Below are 13141 nucleotides of genomic sequence, written 5' to 3' on the forward strand. Positions count from 1 at the left end.
CATGCAGGCTCGAACCACTCCAAAACCCTTTCGGGCCAAAAGTGTTACCCATGTCTCCGGTATAAACCGTAACCCATGTGTCCGGAACGGACCCTTGGAAAAATGGTGCCCAGAGGCGGAATCCAAGCCAAGGAAATCTCGTTTTGGTGTCAAATAGTTACGACTCGGCAATGGCAGAGCTAACCAACAAAAATACCAACAAAATATTTCTGTGGATTGGTTCGGTTCCCGATCATTTCTCTGTTCGCACAATGCCATCGCACCCGAAACTATCTGCAGCAATTGCCCTCGATCTGGCCCAGATGGTCCCCGGTCATGCCGTTCGATGCAGGGGATCGAGTCGCCAGAGGGATACCGTCAATACAGTGCTGCCACCGAATTCCTTTGCTAACTCGACGTTATAGGCCGTTTGCACACTTACATCGGGTCCCCGCAACCAATTCTATCATAAATCAATGACCGTCCCGGTCTAACCAGGGCGGTTTTTCCGTTTGAAAGGGCTCACAATCGTCGCGGCGCGCCAGAGTGCGCATCACCGGCGAAAAGTCTCTCGAAATGGGAGCGCGAGCAAGTGAGGGCGCCTAGTCTAGGGCGTCGGCGGTGTGCTCTTAAGCAGCTTGTGTGCCCTTTCGCGTATCTCGATCTCAGGATCATGTTCCAGCCTGCAGGCATAGGCGTGGACCTCGTCGGGTTGCATAGGCGGCGAGACGAGCAGGTTCATGCCTGTCAGGCGCCAGCGCGGATCCTGATCGGAGAGAAGCACTGAAAGCGCACGGACATGATCCGGGTCGAAAGTGATTCTGGAAACGAGCTTTGCAGCGAATGCGGGGGGCACGGCGCGCCGCAACAAAGCGTCGACTGCAAGGCACTGAAGCGCTGGTGCCGCGCGGATCCGCGATTCTAAATGTGATTCGGCGAGCGACCGTATGTCGGATCGCGGGTCGCTTACAAGATCGACGAGTTTTCCATGGTCGATCGCGTCCAGAAGAAGCAGAGCTTCCAGAAGATACGGTCTTGGGTTGCGGGGGACAACACCAGCCGACTTCGGGTAGGGCTCTTCATGAATTTTCCAATGCTCGAAAGATCGTTGCAGGAGCTCGTTGTCAGCGAAACGTTGGCGTTTTACCAGCTCGAGCGCGAGCTTGGCTCCCGAGTTAGCCACATGCACATCCTTCCCGACAAGCACTTCCGCGAGAGCGAGCAGGAGGCTGTCGCTTGGATCGCTATCGAGCAACGCAAGGCTGCTGAGAACATATTCGAGACCGGGCCGTGGCGGGCCACTCAAAACCGGAAGCAAGGTTTCCACGGCGAACGAGGGATAGCGACTGACAATCACATGGGCGAGGCCCGCGAGTTCCAGATCCTTAGCTCCAGCTAGGCGAGTCTGAAGATCGACGAGAGCCGGCGGATCAGCCTCAAGCGCACTCGCGGCCACCTCGACCAACCATTCAGACTTGTGCGCAAGAGCTTTGAGCAAGAGCTCGCGATCGGGCCTGGCCGCAGTAATCCTCTCCCAAGCCAAAGGGGGCAAATCGACCGACGGCAAGCCAAAGCTGAAGATACCCTTGTCTGGTTCGGCTGCGAGATGATTGGAAAGACCCAACGCATCGGCTTCGAGCATGTCGGCCGGCATGGCACCGGCGATTGCCAGCAGTCGCAGTGCCTCTTTGACCCCCGCAGCGTCATAGGCGAGTGTCCAGGCGACAACATCACCCGCGATGACGTCGTAGAATCCGGCGAGTCGCAGCAAGCTGGCAACGTAGGGATAGGTCTCGGAGATCGACCCACCGGCTGCGGTATCTGTCTTGAGGGCATCGACGACGCCCTGAAGGGTGGCACGCGAGCCCTTGGTCCAGGGATCGGCAACCTTGCCGACCGCCCAAGCCATGCTCTCCAACCCTTTTGCCCATGGCTTCCTGACCTCGGCCAGGCCGCGGCGCTCGAGTTCTGTCTCCACCTTGCTGAGAAAGCCGACGGTTTGAAATGCCTCGCCGGCCAGGGCCGTCGCCAAAAACTCCTCAGCCTCCCCGTCGGGAACCATGCGCAGGGCAGCAAGGGCAACCTCCTGCAAGAGATCGCGATCCTTGCGGAGGATTAGCCTCAATCCTCCCAGCAGAGAGCCTCGTTGCGGAAGCACAATCTCCGCGGTAAGTGCGGCGAGTACCCGCCGAAGCGCAGTTGCGTCGAACCATTCCGGCCCTGCATTTACGGCGGCAGCCCAACCAACCAACCGAGCTACCGCGTCGTCGTCGTCAAGATACTTGCCAGCCGCCGGACCGGCCAACTTGGGACGTGTGCGAGCAAGGCTGACCAGGGCCATGCCAATCTCAAAGCCTTCATCGTTCCCGCGGATCGCGGCTTCGAATGCAGCCGAGACAAGAATTGCAGCGTAGGAGTCGGTGATCTCGGCGTCAGGGTCGGTCAGAAGGGCAACAGCGCGCTGAATCTGACCGTGTGTGCCGCTCGCTTGCCGCGCCACGAGAAGCCGGGCGATCTCATCGCCCACACTCATGCCCGCTGCAAAGCCGATTACCTCGCTCCAAGATGCGTCGTCTACTGCCTTTTCGATTTGTGACGCTCGCTCGGTCCCTTCAAGGCCGACGAGGTAGCGACCCGCGGCGTACTCGGCGAAGCTCTTGTGGATGAAAGTCATCAGAGTCGTTCCCGAATGATGGAGCCGTTCGATCAGGCCACCTGCTTCCCAAAAGCCGATGGCCGACTCGACCTGCCTGGAGGCCGCGAGCGGCGTCACCCCGAGTTCGGGAGCAATGATGCGGCAACACTCATCGATGATCGACTGGGTGCTGGCGATCGGATCGCGGACAAGTATCCACCCCACGATCTCCATCACCCGCTGCCGGACGGTCTCGCCGACGGACTCGTCGGCATAGCGCGACTTCTTCGACAGCAAAGCAATCATGCGCTCGTACAGGGCAGCGCGGGAAACCGGCAGTGCCGCCTCGGTGGCGATGAGGGAAGCAGCCATCCCCAGCAGTTGCGGACTTGAGGCGATCGTTGCGGCGGCTTTGCTTCGTCCGAGCTCGCGCTTGGCGATTTCGCTGGCTGAGTTCCTCAGTTCATCGGTCGAGGCAGCGGCTTTCACCAGCGCGCCAAGATTGGATGCGCCCTTGTCGGCGTCCGGCGCATTTAGGTCATAGTGACGCCAACGCAGGAGCGCCTGCGTTTCATAGCCGATCGGCCTTGTGGTCACGACGATGCGGGCGTTCGGGTGGCTTTTTGCAAACGCCGCGAGCGCGTCGCCAATCGGATTGTGCTGGTCACCACAGTCATCGAGCCCATCGGCAAGAACCACGAGGTCAGTGAGTCTCGCCGCCTCAAAAGCGGCAACGCTGACGGGCGCGGAATCAAGGCCCCATTTGTAGAGACCTTCCTCAAAGGACGCGCCGGCCCGCACCGACGCAGCGAGCGACTTCAGCGATACCCGAAGCACTGGAAATCCCATACTCGCGTAAGTACGCGCGAGTTGAAGGATGAGAGTCGATTTCCCGAGGCCGGGTCCTGCGACGACGACTGAGTGCCTGTGAAAGAGCCCGGTGAACTCGGCGTCGAAGGCCTCGCTGCGTTGCCGCGGCGCATCTCTGCCACTGGCATGATAGCTTTCGAGCGCTTCCGCGGGACCTACTGCTTTCGCCACGTCATTCTGCAGGAGAGTCTGCATTGGTAGGAGATCTGAAAGTGGCAGCTGTTTCTTCAGGCCGGGCAGAGAGAAGAATTGGCACTGCCCTGTGACCCACCTGCAAAGCGTCTGCAACATTCCTGCGGTAGATTGTTCGAGTCGCAGAGCGATGGAACTGCTGCTAAGGAGCCGCTGGAGGTGGCCGACCTCCCAACGCCCTTTGTGCTCGATTAGGTTCATCGCGCCGCGATAGAGAGCGTTCCAGGCGCTGACCGCATCCGCGGGTATTACGCACAGTGAACGAAGGCGATCTTGAGCTGAATCGACGCTGAGCCGGTCAGAATCGAGAGCATGTACGACCTGGATGCGCAGGTGTGCGCAGGACGTAGCCACAGGCAGCTTCGCCGCCATAAGGCGACGGACGAAATCTTCCCCGATGTCCGACAGGCCGTCCGTTCGCCCCCCGCCCAGTTTCAGGATGTCCTTGGCAAGATCGTTTTGAATCGTTCCGCTCGCATCCGGTGCCACGACGAGAACACCGAAGGCGATCGTCTTGCCGTGAATGCCGTTCGCCAACGCGAGCAGTGTATCCCAGAGCGCGCCACCTCGTGACAGCCCTTTCTTGGCCTGTACCTCGATCGGAAGGCCGTTCTTGAGTTCGATCCTGACATCGTCGCCGGGACCATGGGTCTCCGCCCAGACCGCCACCGGAGTGTCATCAGCGATACCTGCCAGCCATCCGATGGGAGTGGCAAATAGCAGATGCACGGCGGCGATGCTTGTCACCGCCGCCTGAAAGTTCATTCCAGAACCTGGCGCCGCGCCAGCCGCAGGCGGCTTATTGGGTCGCTTAACCGGACCAGGCTTTGCGGCCGGGCCTTTTGTTCCGTGGCTAATGGTCATGGTTTCCTGTCCCAACGAAAACACAAAGCCTGAGCGGGCGCATGCCAGTGCGTTACGCAGTTTCCTTATTCTTACGCGATTGTGTGTATCGCGTCGTCTTCACGGGGATGAAACGAATGACGATGTTTTGGAATTTGCAGACCTTGCGCAGGTGGTCGTGCATAAGCTTGAGCTCGTATTGAGCTATGAGGGGGATGCCGCCCTTTGCCGGTGCTGCCTTGCTCTTGTCGTAGAGTAGCCAAAGGCAGAGAACGTAGTCTGCGCCGTGGTTGTTCTCAATTTCGGGCTTTATGTAATCAAGATACGCTGCCCGTTGCGGGCTTGGGCCTTGCTCGATGAATTCTCTAATTTCACCGAGAAACGTCTCATCGTTGAGGAACGCTTCGCAGTAGAATTTTGCCTGAGAGAACAGGTAGTTGATAGATGACGCGTCCTTGTACTGTTTGGCATTTATTATCCGCACCACGCCGTTGTCTTGTAGGTCGAGAACATCGCAACCCTTGTCCTTGCGGCCTACACCAATCTGGAGCTTGGCGCGGTCGAATAGGACGCAGGTCGACGATCTGCGCATTGAAGATCGCTTCACTATTCGTCTTTGTGGCATCATCAGTAATGTCGATATTGAGATACCAGTCTTCCGGCGCTTCCTCCTGCACACGATTGGCGATAAACTCGATAATGGAATTATGGAACTCGGGATCGACCTGAACCCAGCGCCCATCGTTCAGAATGAAATAGCGGCCATCGAGCTCGTGCTCGTAGACCAGACAATCGTATATCGACCAGTGCCGATAACCCAGGACACGGTCCTCAGCCGCCGAATAGGCATAGATGCGTTTGTTCTGGAGGTGTTCAACGGTGATAGCCTCCGGCGTCTTGAACACCTTCTCTATTTGCTTGGGCTCAAGGAACGAATAGATCGTGTTTTCTAGCTTGGCCTTGTTAGAATAGGAGAAGCTGTAATCCTCCTCCGAAAGAAACTCAGGAATGCACAGCTCGACTTTCCCGTAATCCTTCGCTCTTAATGCCGCGACCAAGACCGCGTCGAGTATGGCTGAATCCTCATCCGATGCAGGCTGAAAATTGCGGTAGTTGGGGAATAGGGCGATGTAGTCCCGCGCGCCGAAGCGCTCAAAGAATTGTTGGCACTGGGCAATGATTTTCCCCCAGCTGAGCTTGTCTTCGCCGATCACCTTCACTGTCAGGCTGTCACGACCTTGCAAGGTGGTGTTTCGGCTGCCCTTGATGTGCGCCGATATGTACCGCAGGTCCTCCGCCTCGCTCAAGCCAAACACGAAGCTGTCGGACGGCTTAGCGGCCTGGCGGTCGATATGGGTCGGCGTGATGGTATTGCTCTGACTGCGCGTTTGGCGAATTTCCTGATTGCCGCACATGTTCATCGCGGTCTTGATGCCGAAATCTGGTTCGAGCATCTTTCTGTTCAGGCAGCCGGTTGCGCTTCGGCCGAATACCGCAGCGAATACCCGCTCATCGATCGAGATCAGGAGTAAACCATTGGGGCTCAAGCTGGTCGTGCCGAAGGTAATCGGCGCATCGCCTAATTGCTCATTGATGAAATCGAGCCACGGTGGATTCTTCCGAACAGACATCGCTTCGAAATAGATGAAGCGGCAGGCTGCATCCTCCACGCCGAAGTCGAACGACTGGACCGCCTTCTCGCCCGCCAAGTCGGCCTCTTCATCGATGATCGAGCCCATGGTAACGCCCTCTTTCGCCAGAAAGAAGGTTATCTGCGCTAGCTCTACCCCGGTCCCCTCCATCGCCCGGCGCGGTTAATGCCCAGCCTATTTGCGAGCAGGTTCGCGGCGCGGTTGACCTCGTCATTGAGGCCCTTCCGGCGCATCTCCCATTCCCGGATGGGTAGTTTCTGATACGGCTGCGCCTTGATGTTTTCTGCTCGGTCGAGCGCGCCAGCACAATTGCGTCGGCCTGGTCCGGATCCAACCCCAACCTCTCGAGGTTTTCACGTAGTTCCTTTATGATGTCCTCCTGCTCGGCGGAGGTGAACTGTTCTTCGATCAATGAGTCGACGATTTCGTAGTTTACCACGACTCCTTCGGACAATTTCATCCTAGCTTCACCCGACTTCACTTCCGCAGGCGGCTCAGGCACCTTGCCTCCGATGACATCTTCCCAGAACTTCTGATCATCGCTTTCGAACAGCTTGAATTCACGCAGCCGTTCATCAAGGTTCATGCCGGCGTGGGTGACGACGTGGCCGTAATTGTCGGGGTGTCCCGGGCTGTTCTGCACGGTCACCCGCAGAATCCGGCCGACAAATTGGATGTATGGCGCCAACGTGCGGAAAGGGCGAAAAATCGCTGCCACGCTCAGTTTGGGATGGCAAGCGAGCGGATCGTCTGCCCCTTCTGGCCTTTGGTGCGAAACTCGACCGGGATGGCACATTCGAGTCCGGAGCATTCCTGTGCGAGCCGTGACCTGTAGGTTTCGGCAATGACCCTTGAAAACAGTTCACTTTCCTTCTCGGTAAGGTGGCGGGGGCTCAAAGCCGGCTTGGCCTTAGAGTCAGCGACCTCACACCATTTGAGATCCGATACGTATTTTTCGATGTCATCGAGATTCTTGCTTAGAACTTCGCGATGACGAAGCTCCACCCTCTCTGCGTCGAGCTTGGCGATGGCATCCGCGACACTGAGAAGCTTCAAATCTGCTATATCCGCGTCAATCTTTGTAATCACAGCCTCAAAAGCCGGCGTCAAATCCATGGTGCCGTCGCCTGGAAATGTCTCTCCCGCCTTTTGCAAGGCTACAACGATGGCATCTCGGTCAAGCTTGAGGATGGCAAGGAGCTGAATAATCTGCTCATCGAGTGAGGGATGCGCAGCCTTGAGATATGTTCGCGCAACCGTGTCTTCGCCGAAAATATCGAGGGTTAGGCTCTCGAAACCTTTGATCTTGGCCTTGATCTTGGTGTCCAAGGCCATCAGCGCCGTTCGGTCCGTACTGGTGAGGAATTCCCAATATCGGCCAAAAAGTTCAACGGCCTGCTCGCTTAACGGCTGCTGGCAAAGCAAACAACTGTCGCCGTCATTTGGATAATGATCGTGTTCAAGGGCAGCCGACTTGTGAGCGGCTGCAATGAGTTTTTCCCATTCCGGCCCACCGGCGCCCTTCAGCTTTTCCGACTTAAACGATGCCGTACCGGTTGCCGCTACCGTCCTGGCGGTGTCGTTGAATTCCGCAAGTAGGCTTTTCGCCCCATCCCGCACAGTCTGCGAAAGGCCCGCGCGTAGCTGCTTCAAGGTGTCACGCAGAACCTCGACCGGCGTACGCGCTTCCGAGAGCCGTCGAATGCTCTCTTCGGGTGAGGTGGATTGCAATTCCAGCGTCAAACGCTGGATTTCCTCAACTCGGGCTTCTTCGTCCTTACCGTACTCCGCTAGCTTCCGCAGAGCCGCCAGGTCGGTCTTTGGCCCCAGTTCAGCAACAGCGGCCGAAGCGGCAGTTACGTTTCCGATGAACGCGTTCACAAAGCGGTTTTGCTGTGGTCGCCCAACGATGGCGGCGGCCAGTTTTTGAGCCAACAGACCATACACCCTCGCCATCTCGGGAAAGACGTCAAAACCAGCCGGCTTGAAGCCGAGAGGCCCCGAATCCTTCAAATGCTTTCCCGCGACGGAACTATCGAATACTGCAAAAGACCTCTTCAGTTCGGCATGCTCCGTCGTTCCATCGAAGACGAGAGGGATTTCGTTGCCAGCGTGATCAACCACCACAATGGTAGCCGAGGCTTTTTTTGGAGCGGTATCGTCATAAATGTCGGGAATGATCGCGTGCCGAGTTCGGCTGAAACACACATTCGTCAGGATGCGCGCGAAGCCGCTTTTTCCAGCACCGTTTCCACCATAAATAAGCGTCAGTTGTGGCGAAAAGACCAGCTCGGCGGATGGGGTCAGCGCATTTACGCCGCTGACATCATGAATGCGCAAGAGCCGGGGTTTTTGGGAGGCGAGCCCGCTCGCCTTGCCGGTTGTTGTTGCCGGAATCCCTAGCTTGGGATTTGGTTCGTCCGCCAACCCAAATCCATGCAGGAACACACTATAGACCTGCTCGATCTGCTCTGCAGCAAGAACGCCATATCGCACGGCCCAAGCAAGTGTCAGCTTTTGCCAGGGCGAGAAATCCTTCGCCCAAATCTCCAGCTCATCCCAAACCGTCACCTGAGAAGGCGGTGCCGCCTGCGCGTCCTGAACTGTCAATTTATCTCCCCCAATCAGCCGTCATTCCGACAAGTAATCGGGTAAAAAGTCAATATCCAACGAAACAGGCGATACTATTTCCTGTGTCCAACACTTGAACGCCCAGTACATGCCGAATGTGATTTTTGTGACGCCGTGAACCCAAGCCTCACGTTTCTCCCTTGCCGAGCTCGGTTGAGTTTCAACAATCACATCGTCCAACGCGATAGAAAGCCAACACCGCTTATCGTCAAATTCATCTAACGCGCCGCGATAGAACATCGGTATGTTGGTGGGCGGAGACCGCTCAATGGCATTTCGATTCGTACACACCGCCGATATTCATCTCGACTCGCCGCTGCGTTCGCTGGCGATGCGAAACCCCGACCTTGCCGAACTCGTCGGAGACGCCAGCCGCCAGGCATTCATCTCCATAGTTGACCTCTGCCTTGCGGAACGTGTCGATGCCCTGGTCATTGCCGGCGATCTCTATGATGGCGACCAGACATCGATGAAAACGGCGCGGTTCCTGGCGTCGCAGATGACGCGGCTTCACCAGGCCGGCATCAACGTTTTCAAGATCCGTGGCAATCATGACGCAATGTCACGGATATCGAAACAGCTCGTGTTCTCGGACACGGTCACAATCTTCGGCGGCCGTCCCCAGTCGGTGCTGCACACAGCCGGCGGGCTCGACGTCATGTTCCATGGCTTGAGCTTCGCGAGCCCCAAGGCGCCGGACAGTCTGCTTCCCAAATATTCAGCCCCACGTGAGGGCGCGGTTAATGTCGGCATCATGCATACGAGCTTGGCCGGATCGCCCGGCCACGACGTCTATGCCCCTGCAGCGTCGCTGACCTGCACAGCCATGGCTTCGACTACTGGGCCCTCGGGCACATCCATGTCTCCGAAGGAAGGGGTCGTGCGTTCGAATCGCGCCGGGTGCGCCAGGTCTTTCGACACGTTACATGAATTACACGAGCTATCCGTGGCGCCATGTAACGCTCATGTAACCGTGATTCGGCGGCGCTATTTCAAGACGGATTTTGAAAAGGGATTTGTAAATGGTAGGCGCTGTGGGGAGTGGGGCTATCGGGCAGTCCAGAACACAAGTTACTGATCTTCCCTTGCGGAAAGGTTGTCAAAAACCGAGTTTATTGTGCGTTCCTACGTGGCGGGCCTTTTCTACATTTTCATGAATACGGCGCGCGACCCGGCTTTTAGAGCCAATCATCTCCTCTCACACGTCGGCGAAGACCTGATTCAATCCGCTACCTCCTTGATGACCCTCGCAATGGAATCGTTGGGAAGCGTTGCGAAAAGGGAGTTGCGGTTCTTAATCGAGGCGTCGATCAAGCTGTGCTTCGTGCAACAGCAGGGCTACAACCTGACAGTTGAGGAAAAGCTGAATAAGTTTGAGTACGTGTTGTGGTCGCAGAAAATCTCTGTTCAACGAAACCTCGACCTTCGGCTCTTGCCTGAGACGTTTCGGCCGCAATTGGTCGAAGAGGTGGGGAGGCTATATGGCCTTACCTCAAAATTTGTGCACCTAACTCCTGCACAGATTGAACAACGAATCGAGATGGCCAGCCGCGGGCGCCGTCTAGGCCGACAGATTCCCGCTGAGATCGACGAGTTCAACCAGTTGATTTCGAAAGGCCTCGCTGCGTCGCTCGTGCTGCTGTTTCACAGCGTACCGACCCACGTTGCAGGTGAATGGCTTGTTAAAACGGACGGCACCAGTCACGATTGGTACTTTGCAGGTTCCCGCTTCATTGCCGCAATCGACAGTGATTTCGACTACAAACATGAACAACAGGACAAGCTTGTTGAGGTCCAGTCGGCAAGGGCAGCAAAGGTGAGCTTTTGAGCGACGAAAACTGATGCGGCCTTCTAGCTAGAACCAGCCTGGTCAGAAGGTAGGTGGTGGCGCAACGCCTTAAAGGCAGGATCCGGGAATTCGATTGTCCACTCAAGCGGTGAGATCGGCGCGATGGGGGGACGCGCCTGTTTCACAATATCAACCAAAGGGTGTGGGCTGATGCATGAACCGTCTATTTGCTTCGAACAATCGCCGGCCATGATCGCATTCCGCAGGGCTGCAGGAGACGCAAACCGCCTGCTTAATACCCTCTTGGTCGCCTTAGAGACCTTGAAGGGCAACGAAGCTGTGAAGCCGAGCGACCTCGTCGTTTCTTGGAGCAAACCAACGACGGAAGCGGAATGGTTAGAGACCCGCAATTTTGCCCTGCGCGGCACGATGGTGGCGATTGTCGATGCCCTGGACCAGTACTTGCGTATCATCAGCCGCATTTCCGGACTTACGTCTCCGGAACTCGACAATTAGTTGAACGGACGCAAGGAACTCAACGAAGAACGCCGACCGACGTTGCCGGAGCGGGTGGCGGCGCTGTGTGCGCATTATAAAGACACGGTGCACCCTGCTTACGTTCTGGCCGTGGCGGTGTTAGTCGCATGGCGCAACCGGTTCGTCCATTTCGAACACAAAGAAGGGCTCTCTCGGACCGAACGCTCCCAGCTGCTAGGCCATGCTGACTTTTTCAAGGAAGAGTTTGGCGGCGCCGACATGAAGGGTGCGCTCCAACGGTATGGCGCAGGTGGCCCGCCGACGCTGAGCGATTTCTCTATGCTAATCGCGGCTTCACAGCGACTGGTCAAGAACATCGACGAGCATCTTCTGCACCTCCAGGATGGTGACGCCTATGCTGTTTCGTTAACCAGATATCTCCTGTTCTCGTCCCCTGACCCCGCAGCAACCTTGGGGCGCATCTTCTTTCCTGGCGGCGCCGACGCGGCCGGAGGACTTCTTTCACTGTTCCTTGACAATGGCGGCAACTCCAATGTGAACCGGAGAGCGAGCGCACCATCGCTGACCCGCGAGCGCCTCAACGACGTGCTAGGTTTGAGCCGAACCAAAGCGGCCGCCTTTTTTGGTATCAAGCGCCCGAGAACCGGCCCAGGACAGTAGGCCAAGCTTTCCGATCTGAGGAAGAGGTCTAAACGCAACCGAGGGCCTAGCAGAGTGGCATGCGTATCGGGGGATGGCAGCGGGTGCCCGGCCGCTGCGCGGACTCTCAGCGGCTTGACCCTTACCGGCATTTTTGTGGGCGATGGCACGAGACTTAATGCAATCATTGGAGCCTGGGCCGATCACATTATCAGCGGCACCTGCGGCCAAAATGCGCTGTCACCGTAGTTTCCACTCTACGCTCGAACGCGGGATAGGGCAGTGACCTGGGAGAAGTACTGGAAAAAAGCTTGTTAACAGGCTTCAACGTGGATTGGTGGTCGGATAATCGCCACGTCATGCCAGATCCGTTGAAACATCATTTTCTGCCGATCTTTTACCTTAAGCGATGGATGCGCACCGCCGACAAGAAGCTTGTCGAATACAGGAAAGCTTTTGACGGCGAAGTTCGCGTAAAGTCGGTGTACCCGGCGGCCACTGGCTATGTTCATCGCCTCTATGAGATGAAGGGTATGGCGCCAGCTGTGGCGCAGGAGTTTGAGAGCACGTTTCTGGCGCCGGTCGACAGCGGCGCTGCCCAAGCCATGCAGCTAATGTTGAAGTACGAGCATGGTGACACGCTTTCCACTCACCACCGCCAAGCCTGGACGCAGTTCCTGTTGAGCCTTGAGTTTCGTATGCCTTGCGATATCCGTACCTTAAAAACAAACGTTCGCGACGACTGGATACTTTCTATTCCGGACATGGAAGCCCGATATTCAGAGTTCCGGCGCCTTGGTGATCCGGAATCGCTGAGGGAGTTTTTGGATATGCAAGATTCCTCGGTTTATGAGGAATCCGCTATGTCGATAGCGAAACGGATGATTACGCACGAGAATGTCTCGAGCACGATTCGGAAGATGTACTGGTCAATCGTGTCGCTCGAATCCTCGGATTTTGAACTGCTGACATCCGATAGGCCCGTGCTGACGACAGATCAGTTTAACCGTAGTAATTCGTATATCGTGCTGCCTATCGGCCCCCGGCATCTGTTTGTGTCGGTTTTCAGCCGTCACCACTCCAACTTCCTGAGAAGGAAGACGCAAACAGAACTTGCGCGGTGGGTGAATCTGCAAATTACGGAGGGTGCCACGGAACTAGTTTATGGTCGAGATGACCGGCATAAATCGTTCGTCACCAGGCATCTCGGCATTAGCAGGCCAGCATCGCATCTCGAACGCCTTCAGGCGTTCCGTCGTGACCGGGCAGCAGAATCCAAGTGATTGCGCGCCCGGCATCTCGACCACGACGCCCGATTGGGTATCGGTCCGGCCGTCCAGCGCCATCACCGATGGCAGTACCTTATCTGTGTTGGATGTCGCTACGGCTTGATTTTGCTTACACAAATCGTCG

At 56.8% G+C, this 13141-nt stretch carries 7 protein-coding genes and 2 pseudogenes; 5 read left to right on the forward strand and 4 right to left on the reverse strand.

Going from position 1 to position 13141, the window contains the following annotated elements; all coding sequences use genetic code 11:
• Nucleotides 1-586: 586 nt before the first annotated feature.
• The 4 genes and pseudogenes from X743_RS139455 to X743_RS139440 all read right to left on the reverse strand — a co-directional run bounded on the left by X743_RS139455 (nucleotide 587) and on the right by X743_RS139440 (nucleotide 8781).
• Nucleotides 587-4441: a hypothetical protein gene (locus X743_RS139455; protein WP_023769100.1), complete on the reverse strand. Its 3855-nt coding sequence runs from the start codon at nucleotides 4439-4441 to the stop codon at nucleotides 587-589.
• Between the two features lie 151 nt (nucleotides 4442-4592).
• Nucleotides 4593-6321, reverse strand: a pseudogene (locus X743_RS139450) (DUF6119 family protein).
• On the reverse strand, nucleotides 6239-6820 hold the full coding sequence (locus X743_RS139445; RefSeq protein ID WP_156934557.1) for a hypothetical protein: 582 nt from the start codon (nucleotides 6818-6820) through the stop codon (nucleotides 6239-6241). Before X743_RS139445 ends, X743_RS139450 begins: the two are co-directional and overlap by 83 nt.
• 71 nt (nucleotides 6821-6891) lie before the next feature.
• On the reverse strand, nucleotides 6892-8781 hold the full coding sequence (locus X743_RS139440; RefSeq protein ID WP_023769104.1) for an ATP-binding protein: 1890 nt from the start codon (nucleotides 8779-8781) through the stop codon (nucleotides 6892-6894).
• A gap of 289 nt (nucleotides 8782-9070) precedes the next feature.
• Here X743_RS139440 and X743_RS01000000169635 point away from each other — a divergent pair.
• The 5 genes and pseudogenes from X743_RS01000000169635 to X743_RS139415 all read left to right on the forward strand — a co-directional run.
• Nucleotides 9071-9663 (forward strand): annotated as a pseudogene (locus tag X743_RS01000000169635) (DNA repair exonuclease); the annotation flags it as partial.
• 235 nt (nucleotides 9664-9898) lie between these two features.
• Nucleotides 9899-10630 (forward strand): hypothetical protein, encoded by a 732-nt coding sequence (locus X743_RS139430; protein ID WP_156934558.1) that lies wholly within the window; start codon nucleotides 9899-9901, stop codon nucleotides 10628-10630.
• A 171-nt stretch (nucleotides 10631-10801) separates the two neighbouring features.
• A complete protein-coding gene (locus tag X743_RS139425; protein WP_156934559.1) occupies nucleotides 10802-11107 on the forward strand; it encodes a hypothetical protein in 306 nt (101 codons plus the stop codon).
• The gene (locus X743_RS139420; protein WP_023769110.1) at nucleotides 11108-11749 is read left to right on the forward strand and encodes a hypothetical protein; all 642 of its coding nucleotides are present in this window, start codon (nucleotides 11108-11110) and stop codon (nucleotides 11747-11749) included.
• Nucleotides 11750-12039: 290 nt separating this feature from the next.
• Complete coding sequence (locus tag X743_RS139415) at nucleotides 12040-13011, forward strand: DUF4238 domain-containing protein (protein WP_156934560.1); 972 nt, start codon at nucleotides 12040-12042, stop codon at nucleotides 13009-13011.
• The last annotated feature ends 130 nt before the right edge of the window (nucleotides 13012-13141 follow it).

Source organism: Mesorhizobium sp. LNHC232B00 (assembly GCF_000502435.1).
Taxonomy (GTDB): Bacteria; Pseudomonadota; Alphaproteobacteria; order Rhizobiales; family Rhizobiaceae; genus Mesorhizobium; species Mesorhizobium opportunistum.

Coding starts and splice junctions, on each gene's coding strand:
- X743_RS139455 (WP_023769100.1), bottom strand. CDS start 4,441: ATGAACTTTCAGGCGGCGGTGACAAGCATCGCCGCCGTGCATCTGCTA.
- X743_RS139425 (WP_156934559.1), top strand. CDS start 10,802: ATGCATGAACCGTCTATTTGCTTCGAACAATCGCCGGCCATGATCGCA.